This is a genomic window from Streptomyces sp. NPDC016845, from assembly GCF_044332585.1.
Taxonomy (GTDB): Bacteria; Actinomycetota; Actinomycetes; order Streptomycetales; family Streptomycetaceae; genus Streptomyces.
In genome coordinates this window covers 14,488-29,080 of record NZ_JBIRPI010000008.1, presented here as the reverse complement: position 1 = coordinate 29,080, position 14,593 = coordinate 14,488, and the positions used below count along the sequence as shown (strand labels likewise).

General features: G+C 72.5%; 16 protein-coding genes. 6 read left to right on the top strand and 10 right to left on the bottom strand.

Going from position 1 to position 14,593, the window contains the following annotated elements; translation table 11 throughout:
* Positions 1 to 5: 5 nt before the first annotated feature.
* From ACH4RC_RS21175 to ACH4RC_RS21165, 3 genes are all read right to left on the bottom strand, one after another.
* The gene (locus ACH4RC_RS21175; protein ID WP_398203043.1) at positions 6 to 1,199 is read right to left on the bottom strand and encodes a globin domain-containing protein; all 1,194 of its coding nucleotides are present in this window, start codon (positions 1,197 to 1,199) and stop codon (positions 6 to 8) included.
* A gap of 74 nt (positions 1,200 to 1,273) precedes the next feature.
* Entirely contained in the window at positions 1,274 to 1,726 is a 453-nt protein-coding gene (locus ACH4RC_RS21170; RefSeq protein WP_398203041.1) for an RrF2 family transcriptional regulator, read from the bottom strand.
* A gap of 37 nt (positions 1,727 to 1,763) precedes the next feature.
* Complete coding sequence (locus ACH4RC_RS21165; protein ID WP_398203039.1) at positions 1,764 to 2,708, bottom strand: helix-turn-helix domain-containing protein; 945 nt, start codon at positions 2,706 to 2,708, stop codon at positions 1,764 to 1,766.
* A 122-nt stretch (positions 2,709 to 2,830) separates the two neighbouring features.
* Here ACH4RC_RS21165 and vdcB point away from each other — a divergent pair, with 122 nt between their 5' ends.
* The 3 genes from vdcB to ACH4RC_RS21150 are packed head-to-tail and all read left to right on the top strand — an operon-like array spanning position 2,831 to position 5,154.
* Positions 2,831 to 3,424, top strand: coding sequence for a non-oxidative vanillic acid decarboxylases subunit B (gene vdcB, locus ACH4RC_RS21160; RefSeq protein WP_398203037.1), 594 nt, complete (start codon positions 2,831 to 2,833; stop codon positions 3,422 to 3,424).
* A 28-nt stretch (positions 3,425 to 3,452) separates the two neighbouring features.
* Entirely contained in the window at positions 3,453 to 4,880 is a 1,428-nt protein-coding gene (gene vdcC, locus ACH4RC_RS21155; RefSeq protein ID WP_398203036.1) for a non-oxidative vanillic acid decarboxylases subunit C, read from the top strand.
* Positions 4,881 to 4,911: 31 nt separating this feature from the next.
* Complete coding sequence (locus ACH4RC_RS21150) at positions 4,912 to 5,154, top strand: non-oxidative hydroxyarylic acid decarboxylases subunit D (RefSeq protein WP_398203033.1); 243 nt, start codon at positions 4,912 to 4,914, stop codon at positions 5,152 to 5,154.
* A gap of 34 nt (positions 5,155 to 5,188) precedes the next feature.
* On the opposite strand, the gene ACH4RC_RS21145 is transcribed toward ACH4RC_RS21150, so the two are convergent.
* Entirely contained in the window at positions 5,189 to 6,271 is a 1,083-nt protein-coding gene (locus ACH4RC_RS21145) for an NADH:flavin oxidoreductase/NADH oxidase (RefSeq protein WP_398203030.1), read from the bottom strand.
* Positions 6,272 to 6,371: 100 nt separating this feature from the next.
* Between ACH4RC_RS21145 and ACH4RC_RS21140 the strand changes: the two genes are divergently transcribed.
* Positions 6,372 to 6,779, top strand: a complete 408-nt coding sequence (locus ACH4RC_RS21140; protein ID WP_398203029.1) for an ArsR/SmtB family transcription factor — start codon at positions 6,372 to 6,374, stop codon at positions 6,777 to 6,779.
* Between the two features lie 87 nt (positions 6,780 to 6,866).
* The gene (locus ACH4RC_RS21135; protein WP_398203027.1) at positions 6,867 to 7,133 is read left to right on the top strand and encodes a hypothetical protein; all 267 of its coding nucleotides are present in this window, start codon (positions 6,867 to 6,869) and stop codon (positions 7,131 to 7,133) included.
* Between the two features lie 25 nt (positions 7,134 to 7,158).
* Here ACH4RC_RS21135 and ACH4RC_RS21130 read toward each other — a convergent pair whose 3' ends face one another.
* Positions 7,159 to 8,514, bottom strand: a complete 1,356-nt coding sequence (locus ACH4RC_RS21130) for an NADP oxidoreductase (RefSeq protein WP_398203025.1) — start codon at positions 8,512 to 8,514, stop codon at positions 7,159 to 7,161.
* A gap of 98 nt (positions 8,515 to 8,612) precedes the next feature.
* Entirely contained in the window at positions 8,613 to 9,299 is a 687-nt protein-coding gene (locus ACH4RC_RS21125) for a DUF305 domain-containing protein (RefSeq protein WP_398203023.1), read from the bottom strand.
* Positions 9,300 to 9,392: 93 nt separating this feature from the next.
* On the opposite strand from ACH4RC_RS21125, the gene ACH4RC_RS21120 reads away from it, so the two are divergent.
* Entirely contained in the window at positions 9,393 to 10,898 is a 1,506-nt protein-coding gene (locus tag ACH4RC_RS21120; RefSeq protein ID WP_398203021.1) for an LVIVD repeat-containing protein, read from the top strand.
* Here ACH4RC_RS21120 and ACH4RC_RS21115 read toward each other — a convergent pair.
* The 4 genes from ACH4RC_RS21115 to ACH4RC_RS21100 form a co-directional block, all read right to left on the bottom strand.
* Positions 10,886 to 11,602: a TetR/AcrR family transcriptional regulator gene (locus ACH4RC_RS21115; protein ID WP_398203019.1), complete on the bottom strand. Its 717-nt coding sequence runs from the start codon at positions 11,600 to 11,602 to the stop codon at positions 10,886 to 10,888. The genes ACH4RC_RS21120 and ACH4RC_RS21115 overlap by 13 nt on opposite strands.
* Positions 11,603 to 11,797: 195 nt before the next feature.
* On the bottom strand, positions 11,798 to 12,511 hold the full coding sequence (locus ACH4RC_RS21110; protein WP_398203016.1) for an HAD family hydrolase: 714 nt from the start codon (positions 12,509 to 12,511) through the stop codon (positions 11,798 to 11,800).
* 398 nt (positions 12,512 to 12,909) lie between these two features.
* Positions 12,910 to 13,584: a phosphatase PAP2 family protein gene (locus ACH4RC_RS21105; RefSeq protein ID WP_398203015.1), complete on the bottom strand. Its 675-nt coding sequence runs from the start codon at positions 13,582 to 13,584 to the stop codon at positions 12,910 to 12,912.
* Between the two features lie 34 nt (positions 13,585 to 13,618).
* Entirely contained in the window at positions 13,619 to 14,554 is a 936-nt protein-coding gene (locus ACH4RC_RS21100; protein WP_398203013.1) for a M56 family metallopeptidase, read from the bottom strand.
* Positions 14,555 to 14,593: the final 39 nt, after the last annotated feature.

Genomic DNA, 14,593 nt, shown 5'->3' with positions numbered 1-14,593 from the left:
CCTGCTCAGGCGGCGGCCAGCCACAGGTCCGGGCCGAAGACCTCGTAGTGGATGTCCGCCGCCGCCACGCCCTTGCCGAGCAGCTGCTCGCGCACCGCGCGCATGAAGGGCAGCGGGCCGCAGAGGTAGGCGCGGGTGCCGGGGGCGACCGGCACGTCCGTGAGGTCGACGCGGCCGGTGCGGTGGCTCCCGGCCGCGCCGACCTCGTACCAGAAGTGCGCGGAGCCGTCGGCGAGCTTGCCGGTCAGCGTCTCGTGCCCGGCGCGCAGCGCGTGCGCCTCGGGGGAGCGGTCGCCGTGCACGACCGTCACCGGACCGGCGTGCCCGGCGGCGTGCAGCTGCTCCAGCATCGCGAGCATCGGGGTGCAGCCGATGCCCGCGGAGGCGAGCAGCAGCGGCGCCTCGTCGGCCTGGAGGGCCAGGTCGCCGTACGGGGCCGAGACACGCACGCGGTCACCGGCGCCGACCCTGCTGTGCAGGTGGTTCGAGACCTCGCCCTCGGGGGTCGCCTCGACGCTCGGCACCCGCTTGACGGCGATCGACCGGGTCTCCGCGTCGGGCGCGCCGGTGAGGCTGTACTGGCGTATCTGCCGTGCGCCGTCCGCCAGTTCGATTTGGACGGAGACGTACTGACCGGCGCGGAACGCGGGCGCCGGACGGCCGTCGGCGGGGCGCAGCGCGAAGGAGGCGACATCGGCCGTCTCGTCGGTGCGGTCCACGACCTCCCACTCCCGGAACACGTCGCCGTCGACGACGCCCTGCTCCTCGTACAGCCGCTTCTCGATCGCGACGAGCGCGTTCGCCATCAGCCAGTACACCTCGTCCCAGGCGGCGGCGACCTCGGGCGTGACCGCGTCGCCGAGGACCTCGACGATCGCCGCGAACAGGTGCTCGTGCACGACCTCGTACTGGTCCGGCCGGACGCCGAGCGAGGCGTGCTTGTGCGCGATGCGCTGGAGCATCACGTCGGGGCGCTCGTCCGGGTGGTCCACGAGGTACGTGGCGAACGCCGCGATGGAGCCGGCGAGCGCCTGCCGCTGGGAGCCCGCCGCCTGGTTGCCGCGGTTGAACAGGTCGCGCAGCAGCGCCGGGTGGGCGGCGAACAGCTTCCCGTAGAAGAGGCCGGTGATGTCCTCGATGGCGGCGCCGACGGCGGGCAGAGTGGCGCGGACGACGACGGCCGAGGCTTCGGTGAGCATCGACGACTCCTTAATCTTGCATCTGGGATTCATATTTTAGAACGTGGCTCCGCACGGCTCGTACGGGGGGTGGGTCAGCCCCTCGGCGGCGTGGGGGAGAGGCTGATGAGCAGCGGCCCCGTGGGCGCCTCGACCAGCGCGTTCAGCGTCACCGGGTCGAGTGAGGCGAAGAACGCCTCCTGCGCGTCGCGCAGCGCCCCGCGCAGTCGGCACGCCGAGCGCAACGGGCACGGGGTCGACGCCCCCTCGCCGTCGCAGTCCACGACGTCCCCGGCGCCTTCGAGCTCGCGGACGAGGGCGCCGACCGACGCCTCGCGCCCGGCCGGGGTGAGCGCGAGTCCGCCGCCACGGCCGCGCCGCGCCTCGATCAGGCCCAGGTGCTGGAGCTTGGCGACGACCTTCGCGGCATGCGTGTACGGCACGTCCATGGCGCCCGCGACCTCGCGCGTGGTCGGGGTCGTGCCCCGCTCCACGGCGAGGCGCATCAGGAGGCGCAGGGCAAGGTCCGTGAATCGCGTCAGCCGCATGACCGCACGGTAGGGAAAGTTGCAAACGGAAGGCAAGTTACCCGTTCGCTTCTGCTTCTTTTGCGCTCTTCGACGGCCCCGCGTTCTTCGAGGGCCTTGCGTTCTTCGAGGGCCCCGCGTCCTTCGACGGCCCCGCGCGGAACGCGCCCGGTGTCTCTCCCGCCCGCAACCGGAAGAACTTGGTGAAGTCGCTCGCATCGGCGAAGCCGAGCCGCGCCGCCACCTCCCGGGCCGGGAGCCCGCTGTGCCACAGCAGCCGTTTCGCCTCCAGGAGGACCCGGTCGTCGACGTACTGCTTCGCGGTGCGGCCCGTCGCGGCGAGCGCCGCCCGCGTCAGCGTGCGCGGGCTGTAGCCGAGCGCCGCCGCGTACTCCTCCACCCGCCGGGTCACCGCGTGGTCCCGCTCGACGGCGGCGTGGAAGCGGCGGAACGTGCCGGACGCCGTCGCCGCGTCCGGCGCGGGCTCCCGCACGGCCGCCAGACGTACGAGGAGTACGGAGAGCAGGGCGCGGAGCACCTCGGTGTGCGCGGTCAGAGGGAGCGAGGCCATCGCCCCGTACTCGTGGCGCAGGTGGTCGACGGCGCGGGTCACGGCCTCGGCGTCCGCCCCGCGCGGCACCAGCGGGCGCTGCTCGTACGGCGGGTCCATATGGGCGGCCGAGACCGTCGCGGGCGGCAGGAAGCCCGCCTCGAACAGGACGATCACCCCGTCCGCCGTCGCCAGACCGGAGCCGAAGCGCTGCACCTGCCCCGGCCGGATCCACAGCCACGACCCGGGCCGCAGCTCTTGCTCTACGAAGTCCACCCACATCCGCACCGGCCGGTCACGGGCGCCGATCAGCTGATGGAAGGCGGGGCGCGAGGGGACGTACGGGTCGTTGCCGTGCCGCCGGGCCCGCTCGTACAGATCGGCCAGCTCCATCACCTCGACCCCGGCGGGCGCGCCGACGTTCGGCGTGTACGCCAGCTCTCTGACGTCCACGCCAGGTGTGGTCGCTGTTTTCTGTCCGTTTTTCCCCATGGCGAGTCCCGAGCGTACCGCTCTCCGCGCCGCTCTGCCGCCTAGCGTGAAACCACAGGTCAGCGACGTGTGAGGAGAGGTCTGTGCGATTGGTCGTCGGCATGACGGGAGCGACGGGCGCACCGTTCGGTGTCCGGCTCCTGGAGAACCTGCGCGAGTTGCCGGACGTGGAGACGCACCTCGTCCTCTCCCGCTGGGCGCGCACCACGATCGAGCTGGAGACCGGCCTGTCCGTCGCCGACGTCTCCGCGCTCGCCGACGTCACGCACCACCCGGACGACCAGGGCGCCACGATCTCCTCCGGCTCGTTCCGCACCGACGGCATGGTCATCGTGCCGTGCTCCATGAAGACCCTCGCGGGCATCAGGACCGGCTACGCCGAGGGGCTCGTGGCGCGCGCCGCCGACGTGGTCCTCAAGGAGCGCCGCAGACTCGTCCTCGTCCCGCGCGAGACGCCGCTGAGCGAGATCCACCTCCAGAACATGCTGGAACTCGCGCGTATGGGCGTGCAGTTGGTGCCGCCCATGCCCGCCTTCTACAACCACCCGAAGAGCGTCGACGACATCGTCGACCACGTCACGGCCCGCATCCTCGACCAGTTCGAGCTGCCCGCGCCCGCCGCCCGCCGCTGGGCCGGCATGAGGGCCGCCCGCGCCGCTTCCCGTGACGCCGCCTGAACCCCCGTACCGCAGTAAGGACTTCACCATGGCCTACGACGACCTGCGCAGTTTCCTCTCCACGCTGGAGAAGGAGGGGCAACTCCTGCGCATCACCGACGAGGTGCTGCCCGAGCCCGACCTGGCGGCCGCCGCCAACGCCACGGGCCGCATCGGCGAGAACGCCCCCGCCCTCTGGTTCGACAACGTCAAGGGCTTCACGGACGCCCGCATCGCCCTGAACGTGCACGGCTCCTGGGCCAACCACGCGCTCGCCCTCGGCCTGCCGCGCAACACCCCGGTCAAGGAGCAGGTCGAGGAGTTCGCCCGGCGCTGGGACGCCTTTCCTGTCGCGCCCGAACGCCGCGAGGACGCGCCCTGGCGCGAGAACACCCAGGAGGGCGCGGACGTCGACCTCTTCTCCGTCCTGCCGCTCTTCCGCCTCAACGACGGCGACGGCGGCTTCTACCTCGACAAGGCCGCCGTCGTCTCCCGCGACCCCGAGGACCCGGACGACTTCGGCAAGCAGAACGTCGGCACGTACCGCATCCAGGTCATCGGCAAGGACCGCCTCGCCTTCCAGCCCGTCCCCATGCACGACGTGGCACAGCACCTGCGCAAGGCCGAGGAGGTCGGCGAGGACCTGCCCATCGCGATCACCCTCGGCAACGACCCGGTGATGGCGATCGTCGCCGGGATGCCGATGGCGTACGACCAGAGCGAGTACGAGATGGCCGGCGCGCTGCGCGGGGCGCCCGCCCCGATCGCCACCGCGCCGCTCACCGGCTTCGACGTGCCGTGGGGCAGCGAGGTCGTCATCGAGGGCGTGATCGAGTCCCGTACGCGCCAGATAGAAGGTCCCTTCGGGGAGTTCACCGGCCACTACTCGGGCGGGCGCCGGATGCCGGTGATCCGCGTCGAGCGCGTCTCGTACCGCACGAACCCGGTCTTCGAGTCGCTCTACCTCGGTATGCCGTGGACCGAGGTCGACTACCTCGTCGGCCCCAACACCTGTGTCCCGCTGCTCAAGCAGCTGCGCGCGGAGTTCCCCGAGGTGCAGGCCGTCAACGCCATGTACACGCACGGCCTGATGGTGGTCATCTCCACGGCCAAGCGGTACGGCGGCTTCGCCAAGGCCGTCGGCATGCGCGCGATGACGACACCGCACGGACTCGGTTACGTGTCCCAGGTGATCCTCGTCGACGAGGACGTGGACCCCTTCAACCTGCCGCAGGTCATGTGGGCGATGTCGGCGAAGGTCAACCCGAAGGACGACGTCGTGGTCATCCCGAACCTCTCGGTCCTCGAACTCGCGCCCGCCGCCCAGCCCGCGGGCATCACCAGCAAGATGATCATCGACGCGACGACGCCGGTCGCCCCCGACGTCCGCGGCAACTTCTCGACCCCGGCCAAGGACCTGCCCGAGACCGCCGAGTGGGCGGCCCGGCTGCAGCGCCTCATCGCGGCCCGCCACTGAACCCGTACGGACTCCAGAGAGGTCAACTCCCATGCAGAACCAGCACCTCGAGTGCCCCCGCTGTGCCTTCGAGGCGGTCAGCCGCCTCGCCACCTCACCCGTCCCCGGCGTCTGGGACGTGCTCCAGTGCGACCGCTGCCTCTACACCTGGCGCACCACCGAGCCCGCCCGGCGCACCCGGCGCGACGCCTACCCGGACCTGTTCAAGCTGACCCCGGCCGACCTCGACAACGCGATCGAGGTCCCGGCGATACCGCCGCTGCGAGCCGCGTAGAACGACCCGCGGCGGCAGTGCGCCCCAGGTGTCGTCAGACCGACCGGTGGTACTGGTCCGGCACGTGCACGTCGGCCCCCAGTTCGCGGGCCGCGTGGCGGGCGAAGGACGGGTCGCGCAGCAGCTCGCGGCCGATGAGGACGGCGTCCGCCTCGCCGTTGGCGAGGATCTTCTCCGCCTGCTCGGCGTTGTCGATCAGGCCGACGGCGGCGGCCGGTACCCCGGCCTCGTTGCGGACGCGCGCCGCGAACGGGACCTGGTAGCCGGGGCCGACCGGGATGCGGACGCCCGCGGCGTTGCCGCCCGTGGAGACGTCGATCAGGTCCACGCCGTGGTTCTTGAGCTCGGCGGTGAAGCGCACGGTGTCGTCGGCGGTCCAGCCCTCCTCGCCCTCCAGCCAGTCGGTCGCGGAGATGCGGAAGAAGAGGGGCAGCTCGTCGGGCCACACGGCGCGCACGGCGTCGACGACCTCGAGCGCGAAGCGGGTGCGGTTCTCGTACGAGCCGCCGTACGCGTCGGTGCGCTTGTTGCTGTGCGGGGAGAGGAACTGGCCGATGAGGTAGCCGTGGGCGCCGTGGATCTCGGCGACCTCGAACCCGGCGTCGAGCGCCCGGCGGGCCGCGTCCACGAACTGCCGCACGATCTCCGCGATGCCCTCGGTCGTCAGCTCGGTCGGCACCGGGTGCTTGTCGTCGAAGGGCACGGCGCTCGGCGCCACGGCCTGCCAGCCGTGCTCCTCGGGGCCGACGGGGGCGCCGCCCTTCCAGGGGCGGTCGGTCGACGCCTTGCGCCCGGCGTGGCCGAGCTGAATGCCCGCGACGGTGTTCTGGGTCCGCAGGAAGTCGGTGATCCGGCGGAAGGCGGCGACCTGCTCGTCGTTCCAGATGCCCAGGTCGTACGGGGAGATCCGGCCCTCGGGGCTGACCCCCGTCGCCTCGACGATGATCAGGCCGGTGCCACCGGCCGCGCGGGCGCCGTAGTGCTGGAAGTGCCAGTCGTTCGGGGCGCCGGTCAGCGGGCCCTCGGGGGCGGCGCTGTACTGGCACATCGGCGGCATCCAGACGCGGTTCGGGACGGTCAGCGATCGCAGGGTGTACGGCTCGAACAGCGCGCTCACGGCGGACTCCATTCGGACGGGAACGGGATTCTTCCCTAGTACGATAGGCGCCGTAGTACGGGAGCTGTCAAACTACGAGGGGAGTCGTACAATGGCCGCCATGACGACCGCCGCAGCGCACGCAGCGCCCTCCACCGGCAGCGCGCCCTCCACCGGCAGCCGGGCCCTCGCCCACCCCGACCGGGCCGGGATCCGGCTCGAAGCGGTGCTGCACGCGCTCTCCGACCCGATGCGACTCGCGGTCGTGCGCGAGATGGCGTCCGCGCAGGGGAACGACTCGCCGGGCCTGTCCTGTTCCCACTTCGACCTGCCTGTCACGAAGTCGACGTCGACGCATCACTTCCGGGTGCTGCGCGAGAGCGGCGTGATCGAACAGGTCTACCGCGGCACGGCCAAGCTGAACGGCCTGCGCCGCGCCGACCTGGACGCGCTGTTCCCGGGCCTCCTCGACAGCGTCCTGGCCGCGGCGGACCGCCAGGCGGAGCGATCGGGGAAGGCGGAGGGCTGAGCCACCGCGGGCTGCGCTGCGGTGCCGTCCCGCCCGGCGCGCGAGCCAGTGACCTTGACGGGGTCGGGGCCGAGCCGGCCCGGGCGCATGCGAGGGCGGCCCGCGCTGTGCGCACCGCCCTCCACCGGTCGGCGAGCCCGCCGCGGCCGGGCCGACTCGGGTGTGGTCCGCGGCCGGGCCGACAAGGGTGCGGTCCGCGGCCGGGCCGACTCGGGTGCGGCGGTGCGTCGGCCGGTCACGCCGCTCGGCGCGCAGCCGGTCACGCCGCTCGGCGCGCAGCCGGTCACCCCGCTCGGCGCGCAGCCGGTCACCCCGCTCGGCGCGCCGACGGGCCCGCCGCTCGGCGCGGCCTGACGCCGGGCGCGGCCCCGGGCGCGGCTCACATGTCCCCGGTATGCCGCGCCGCGCTCAGCAGACCCTCCCAGTCGGCGATCTTGACGGAGTTGCGGCCGAGGGAGCGGCCCAGGGCCGCCTCCGCGCGCTCGATGGACTGCCAGCCGGTCCACTCCACGGGCTCCACCCCGGCGGCGATCAGCCCGGCCAGCGGGTCCCCCGTGACACGTTCCGGGCCGGTGAGCGCGGCGAGGTCGGACGTCAGGGAGGCCACCGTCTCCTTGGCACAGGGCCGGTTCGTGCCGATGACGCCGGTCGGGCCGCGCTTGATCCAGCCCGCGACGTACTCACCGGGCGAGACGGTCCCGCCGCGCAGCACCCGGCCCGCCGCCTGCGGAACCGTCCCGCGCGCCGCGTCGAACGGCAGCCCGTCGAGGGGTACCCCGCGATAGCCCACCGAGCGCAGCACCAGCTCGGCCGCGATCTCCTCGTACGCGCCGGTGCCGGTCACGCCGCCGAGCCCGTCGGGGCCGGTCCGTTCGAAGCGGACCGCGGCGGCCCGGCCGTCTCCGCCCTCGATGATCTCGGCGGGCCGCAGGAAGAACCGCAGATGGATCCGGCGGGCGGCGCCCCGGCGCGGCGCTCCGGCCCAGCCGCGCAGCACCTCCACGTTGCGGCGGACGGCGGCGGGCAGCGCGGCGGGGTCGCGGTAACCGGGGTCGAGCGCCAACTCGGCCTCCTCCACGACGACTTCCGCGTCGGCGAGCCCGCCCAGCTCGCGCAGCTCCTTCGTGGTGAAGCGGGCCTGCGACGGGCCGCGCCGGCCCACCATGTAGACGTCCCGCACCTCGCTCTCGGCCAGCGCCCCGAGCGCCGCCTGCGGCATGTCGGTGGGCGTCAGCTCGGCGGCGCCCCGGGCAAGGATGCGGACCACGTCCACCGCGACGTTCCCGACGCCGATCGCGACGGCCGTGCGCACGCCCCGTACGAAACCGTCGTCCCGGGCGTCCGGATGCGCGCTGTACCAGGCCACGAAATCGGTGGCGGAGCAGCTTCCCGGCAGGTCCTCGCCGGGCACCCCGAGCCGCCGGTCGGCCGCCGCGCCGACGCAGTACACGACCGCGTCGTACAGTTCGAGCAGCTTCGCGGGCGGCAGCGCCGGGCCCACCTCGACGCCGCCGAGGAAGCGGACGCGCTCGTCCTGGAGCACCGTCCGCAGCGTGCCCTGCAATGATTTGATCTTCTCGTGGTCGGGCGCGACACCGTACCTGACCAGGCCGTACGGGCACGGCAACCGGTCGAGCACGTCGACCCGGACGTCAGGGACGCGGGCCTCCTTGACAAGGCTCTGGGCGGTGTAGACCCCGCTCGGCCCGGAACCGACCACGGCGATGTACGGCACGGGCGCTCCTTCCGCAGGCGCGCTGGTTCTTCACAGCATGGCACCGGCGGAGGCGGCTGGGGAGGCGTGTGGCCGCGGGGAGTACGTGTTCCGGACGGTCAGGACATGTCGCGCATCCGGCTGATCTCCGTCGTCTGCTGCGCGATCACGTCGTCCGCCATCTCCTCGATCCGCACGTCGTTCCCCTGGCTCTTCACGTCGGTGGCCATGGTCACCGCCCCCTCGTGGTGCGTGATCATCAGCTTGAGGAACTGCGTGTCGAACGCCTTGCCGCGCGCGGCCCGCAACTTCTTCAGCTGTGCCTCGCTCGCCATCCCCGGCATCGCCTCGTGCCCGGCGTGCCCTTCCTGCCCCGACGGAGTCTCCTCGCGGCCGTGCTGTTTCAGCCAGCCGCGCATCGTCTCGACCTCCGGCCCCTGCGCGGCGGAGATCCGCTCGGCGAGGCGCTTGAGCGGGCCCGACTCGGCCTGTTTCGGCACGAGTTCGGTCATCTTGAGGGCCTGCCGGTGATGCTGGATCATCATCTGTGCGTAGCGGACGTCGGCCGAGTTGGGCTTGTCGTCGCCCCGGCGCTCCTGCGCGTCCCGCGCCGACAGCGTCTCCGCGGCCTCGCCCGGTTTGCCCGGAGCGATGACGGAAGGCCCGCTGCCGACGGGGGAGTTGGCTCGGTCCGTGCCGTCGGAGGCCCCCGAGTCGCACGCGGTCAACCCCAGCGCGAGCGCCGTGAGCAGCGCGGGTGCAGCAACTTTTATGACGAGCTTGTTGCCATCTGTTGATCTGTGCATGAGGAAGACGATACTCGGGGGATTCGTGAACCTTTCACGTATCGCTGACGCTCATGTCAGTCGCCGTCAGTACCGTCAGTCAGGGAGACAACAGTGACCCTGTCGCAGGACTCCAACCGAACGCGCCGCAGACGCCTCGGAGTTGCCACGGCCGCCGCCGGGCTCCTCGCGGCGCTGCTGGCCGCGGGCCCGGTGTCGGCCACACCCGACCCGGGCGACCGCACCGCCGCGCCGAAGGGCGTGTCCCAGAGCGCCGAGAACGAGGCCCGTGCGGCGATAGCCGCCGGGGAGATACCCGGCCAGGACGAGATCGTCCACTCCGCGAACATCGAGCACCTCACCAACATCCCCAAGGACGTGCTCCCCGGCACCAACAGCGACCTCGCCTTCCAGGGCAAGTACGCCTTCGCCGGGAACTACGACGGCTTCCGCATCTTCGACATCAGCAACCCGAAGGCGCCCAGGACCGTCTCGCAGGTGCTGTGCCCGGGTTCGCAGAACGACATCTCCGTCTCGGGGAACCTGCTGTTCCTGTCCACGGACAGCTCCCGCAGCGACAACTCCTGCGCCTCCACCACCCAGCCCGCGACCGAGAAGTCGTCGTGGGAGGGGATGAAGGTCTTCGACATCAGCGACAAGCGCGACCCGAAGTACGTCGCCGCCGTCGAGACCGCGTGCGGCTCGCACACGCACACCCTGGTGCCGGAGAAGAAGAACGTCTACATCTACGTCTCCTCGTACTCGCCGAGCGCGACGTTCCCCGACTGCCAGCCGCCGCACGACGGCATCTCCGTCATCAAGGTGCCGCGCAACGCCCCGCAGAAGGCGGCCGTGGTCAACTTCCCCGTCCTGTTCCCCGGCGCGGGTCCGGACGGCGGCGGCAACCCGGGCGGCCCGACCAACCCGGGCGTCTCCAAGACGACGGGCTGCCACGACATCACGGTGCTGCCCTCCGAGGACCTGGCCGCCGGTGCCTGCATGGGTGACGGCATCCTGTTCTCCATCAAGGACCCGGAGAACCCGAAGGTCATCGACCAGGTCCAGGACAACGTCAACTTCGCGTTCTGGCACTCGGCGACCTTCAACCAGAAGGCCGACAAGGTCGTCTTCACCGACGAGCTGGGCGGCGGCGGCGCGGCCACCTGCAACGCCGAGATCGGCCCGGACCGCGGCGCGGACGGCATCTACGACATCGTCGGCAAGGGCACCAAGAGCAAGCTCGTCTTCCGCAGCTACTTCAAGATCCCGCGCCACCAGGCCGCCACCGAGAACTGCGTCGCGCACAACGGCTCGCTGATCCCGGTCAAGGGCAAGGACATCATGGTCCAGGCCTGGTACCAGGGCGGCGTCTCGGTCTGGGACTTCACCAACTCGAACAGGCCGAAGGAGATCGGCTACTTCGAGCGCGGCCCGATCAGCACCGAGACCCTGGCCACCGGCGGCTCGTGGTCGGCGTACTACTACAACGGATACATCTACTCCAACGACATCCAGAAGGGCTTCGACGTCCTGAAGATCAGCGACAAGCGGACGGATCCGGCCAAGCGGGTGCGCGTGGACGAGCTCAACGTCCAGACGCAGCCGGACTACTTCGACTGAGATCCGGACGGATCCCCGGTGCCACCGGCCGGCCGCAGCCGCTCGAAGTAGCGGGAGAAATCGGCCGGCCGCGCATGGACCGGGTTCCCGCCGGGCGACGCGTCATCCCCGTCGCCCGGCGGGAACCCCCGCTCCCATGCCAGCTCGTAGCGGGTGAACAGCTCGGCGCGCAGCGCCCGCAGCGACATCGGCACGCCCGGTACGAGCATCGCGAACACCGCGCCCATCAGGACCGCGCGCAGCATCGGGTAGTCCCGGTCGACGTCGAGCGCGCCATGGCACAGCACGGTGTCGCGCAGCAGCATCGCGAGCCGCTGCTGCTCCGGGCACTGCACGAACCCCTCGGCCTGCAGAATCCCCGCCATGTGCGTGCGCATCAGCACCGGTTGGTCCCGTGCGAGGCGCAGGATCGCGTCGATGGCGCGCGCCAGGCGCTCGTCCCCGTCCCGCGTCCGCGGCTCGCTCTCCAGCGCCTCCTCGAGGCTGCGGTGCATCAGGCGGTGCACGGCGGACTGGAGCAACTGCCGTTTGCCGGGGAAGTAGTACGAGACCAGACCGCGTGCCGAACCGGCGCGGTCCGCGATGTCGCCGAGCGTCGTCGCGTCGTACCCGCGCTCCCCGACGAGCTCCAACGTCGCCTGAAGGAGCCGTTCGCGCGAACGCCGGCGCAACTCCTCATTGACCGATGCGCTGCGGGGGGACATCCTTGACTCCTGCGTTGACTGGCTCCGAGCCAACTATACTCAGCGCGTCCCGGCCACCGGCCTGTTGGGTGCGGTGCGCGCGGGAAAGCGGCCGTATTGGGCGACGCGGGGGATCGTCCAATACGGCCGTGTCGTACCTCCGGTCGGCCGGTCTCCGGACGGTGTCGGCGCCGCCCGGGGGCCGGCGCCCCTTGTTCAGCCGACCCGTTCGCCGCCGACCAGACCGAGCACCGGACGCAGGCCGTCCGGCCGCTCGTCCACCGGCAGATGGTCCACGAAGTGCACCGCGCAGCCCAGGGCCGCCGCACCGGCGTCCGCGTGCCGGTCGTCGCCGACCATCAGCGTGGAGCGCGGCGCGACACCGAGCGCCTCGCAGGCGGCCTCGAAGAGGCGCGGATCGGGTTTCGTGACGCCGTGCCGGTACGACAGGACGTACGCGTCGACGTAAGCGTCGAGCCCGTGCTCGACGAAGATGGGGCGCGGGTCCCAGCCGATGTTGCTGACGACGCCCACCCGGATCCCGCGCTCGCGCAGCGCCGCGAGGACGTCGGGCGCGTCGGGGTAGGGGCGCCACGCCGCCGGGCGCATGTGGCGCTCGTACAGGACGTCGTAGAGCCGCTCGTCGGGGAGCGGGACCTCGCGGGCCAGGCCCGTGTACGCGGCGCGGTGGCGGGTCGCGTCCACGTCCCGGACGGCCATCAGTTCGGTGAGGTGCTCGGGGACGGCGACGTATGCCGCCGTGCCCCCGGGGACCGCCCCGACGTCGTGCAACCGCCGCGCCGCGCGCGTGAACTCGGCCTCCGGCAGCGTCAGCCCGAGTTCGTCCAGGCCCCCGCGGAGCCAGGACGCGGCGGACTCGATACGGAAGAGGGTCCCCGAGAAGTCGAAGAGCACGGCTTTGATCGTCATGCGCCCGATCCTGCGGGGTGGCGAAGTACCCGGTCAAGCACGGTTGTTCGGACCAGGCCCGCACCTCTGGTCGGTCCCGCGCGCCGTGCTTGGTGCCGCGCTTCTGGTCGGTCCCGCGTACCGTGCTTGGTGCCGCGCTTCTGGTCGGTCCCGCGCGCCGTGCCGGTGCCGCGCTTCTGGTCGGTCCCGCGACCCGTGCGCGGTGCCGCGCTTCTGGTCGGTCCCGCGTACCGTGCGCGGTGCCGCGCTTCTGGTCGGGCCCGCGCGCCGTGCTTGGTGCCGCGCCACTGCTCGGGCCCGCGCGCCGTGCGCGGTGCCGCGCCACTGGTCGGGCCCGCGCGCCGCGCTCGTTCGCGCGCCTCTGGCCAGGCACGCCTCGGCTCAGGCCCGCCCCCAGCTCAGCCCCGTGCCGCCTCTCGCCCCCGCCACTTCTCGTACGCGGTCGTGGACAGCGCCACCGTCAGCGCGCCGAGCAGCCAGCCGCCGAGGACGTCCGACGGCCAGTGCACCCCGAGCCAGAGCCGGGTCAGTCCCACGCCGAGCACCGACACCGCCGAGACGGCCAGGGCCGCGCCCCACAGGACCGGCCCGGCCCCGTACCGGCGCAGCAGCCACAGGGCGAGCCCGCACACGACCGTCGCCGTCATCGCGTGCCCGGAGGGGAACGCCGCGAAGTGGGCCGAGTCGACCGGGTCGGGCCAGACCGGGCGCGGCCGGTCGACGGCCGCCTTGAGCGCCTGCTGGACGAGCGAGCCGAGGGCGCACGTCACGATGAGCCACGCGCCGAGCACCCGGTCGCGCAGCCGCCACACCACCAGCCCGGCGAGCACGGCGCAGCCGGCCCGCATCGTCCACGGGTCCCAGACCCAGTCCGACAGGACGCGGTTGGCGCGGGTCAGCCCGGGTTCGGCGACGGCGCCGCGGTGCAGCGCCCGCACGATGTCCGCGTCTAGGCCCGTCAGCGGGGACCAGCGCACCGCCACGAGGGCGAGCAGCAGCGCGCATGCGAGGGCGAGCGCCGCCGTCAGCGGGGCGGACGGCCGGGGAGGTGAGTCGAGTCGCGCCGGGTGCATACACATGATCCTGACCCGACATCGGCGGCGCACACTATCCCAACGCGCGCAATCCCGGTACGAACGTCACCAGAAGCGGCGCCAGCGGGACGAGCGCAGCCACCGCGGTCAGCCGGAGCCGGTGCACAGGGGAGAGCCGCGACGGCGGCGTGAGCAGCCGGTGCACGCGCTGCGGGACGTGCGTGTGCGGCGTCGGGCAGGGCCCGAAGACGCCACGGTCCTCGTTGAGTTCGACCAGGGCGAGCGCGATGGTGAGCCGCCCGAACCGGCGCGAGGCCACGTCGTCGGCGGCCAGCTCGACCAGGCGGTGCATCTCGTCCCGGAACGCCGCGAACACCGGAACCTGCGGGAACCCGCCCGCCAGCGCGCCCGAGCAGTGCAGCAGCCAGTCGTGGCGCCACCGCGCGTGCCCCATCTCGTGCGCGAGCACCGCGTCGAGCTGATGCCCCTTCAAGCGGCGCAACGCGGCGGTGGTGATGACCAGTTGAGGCGTCGGCCCCGGCAGCCACCACGCGTCGGGCCGCTCGGCCTCGAGCACCACGAGCCGGTCCGGACCGGGCTCCTCACCGGGCAACAGAGGCGAACGTACGAGGAGTTCGCTCCGCCGCCGCCTGCGCCGGGCCCGCGCCCTGCGCACCTCCCGCACCAGCATCGCGGCAGTCCACGCCCCGCCCAGCGCGAGCGCCACGGCGACGGTCGCCGCCCACGGCCCGGTGGTGCGCAGCGCGTACGCGTCCACGACCCCGTGCGGCGCGGGCGCGAACAGATGGCCGCGCACCGCCTGCCAGGCGGAGGCCGCGCTCAGCGCCATCGACAGCGCACAGCACAGGAGCACGCCCGCGACCACGCACTGCCACGCCCACAGCGCGACGATCGGCTCCCGCTCGGGCCAGTCGGCGCGCGCGAGCATGCGCGGGGCGACGACAGCGAGAAGGGTGCCGAGCAGCAACAGCGCTACGGGGACCGTCATGGCCGTCAGCCTATGTAGCGGGGTGTGCGCCGGGGTATG

Coding starts and splice junctions, on each gene's coding strand:
- vdcC (WP_398203036.1), top strand. CDS start 3,453: ATGGCCTACGACGACCTGCGCAGTTTCCTCTCCACGCTGGAGAAGGAG.
- ACH4RC_RS21110 (WP_398203016.1), bottom strand. CDS start 12,511: ATGACGATCAAAGCCGTGCTCTTCGACTTCTCGGGGACCCTCTTCCGT.
- ACH4RC_RS21140 (WP_398203029.1), top strand. CDS start 6,372: ATGACGACCGCCGCAGCGCACGCAGCGCCCTCCACCGGCAGCGCGCCC.
- ACH4RC_RS21175 (WP_398203043.1), bottom strand. CDS start 1,199: ATGCTCACCGAAGCCTCGGCCGTCGTCGTCCGCGCCACTCTGCCCGCC.
- ACH4RC_RS21135 (WP_398203027.1), top strand. CDS start 6,867: ATGCGAGGGCGGCCCGCGCTGTGCGCACCGCCCTCCACCGGTCGGCGA.
- ACH4RC_RS21100 (WP_398203013.1), bottom strand. CDS start 14,554: ATGACGGTCCCCGTAGCGCTGTTGCTGCTCGGCACCCTTCTCGCTGTC.
- ACH4RC_RS21105 (WP_398203015.1), bottom strand. CDS start 13,584: ATGCACCCGGCGCGACTCGACTCACCTCCCCGGCCGTCCGCCCCGCTG.
- ACH4RC_RS21150 (WP_398203033.1), top strand. CDS start 4,912: ATGCAGAACCAGCACCTCGAGTGCCCCCGCTGTGCCTTCGAGGCGGTC.
- ACH4RC_RS21115 (WP_398203019.1), bottom strand. CDS start 11,602: ATGTCCCCCCGCAGCGCATCGGTCAATGAGGAGTTGCGCCGGCGTTCG.
- ACH4RC_RS21125 (WP_398203023.1), bottom strand. CDS start 9,299: ATGCACAGATCAACAGATGGCAACAAGCTCGTCATAAAAGTTGCTGCA.
- ACH4RC_RS21170 (WP_398203041.1), bottom strand. CDS start 1,726: ATGCGGCTGACGCGATTCACGGACCTTGCCCTGCGCCTCCTGATGCGC.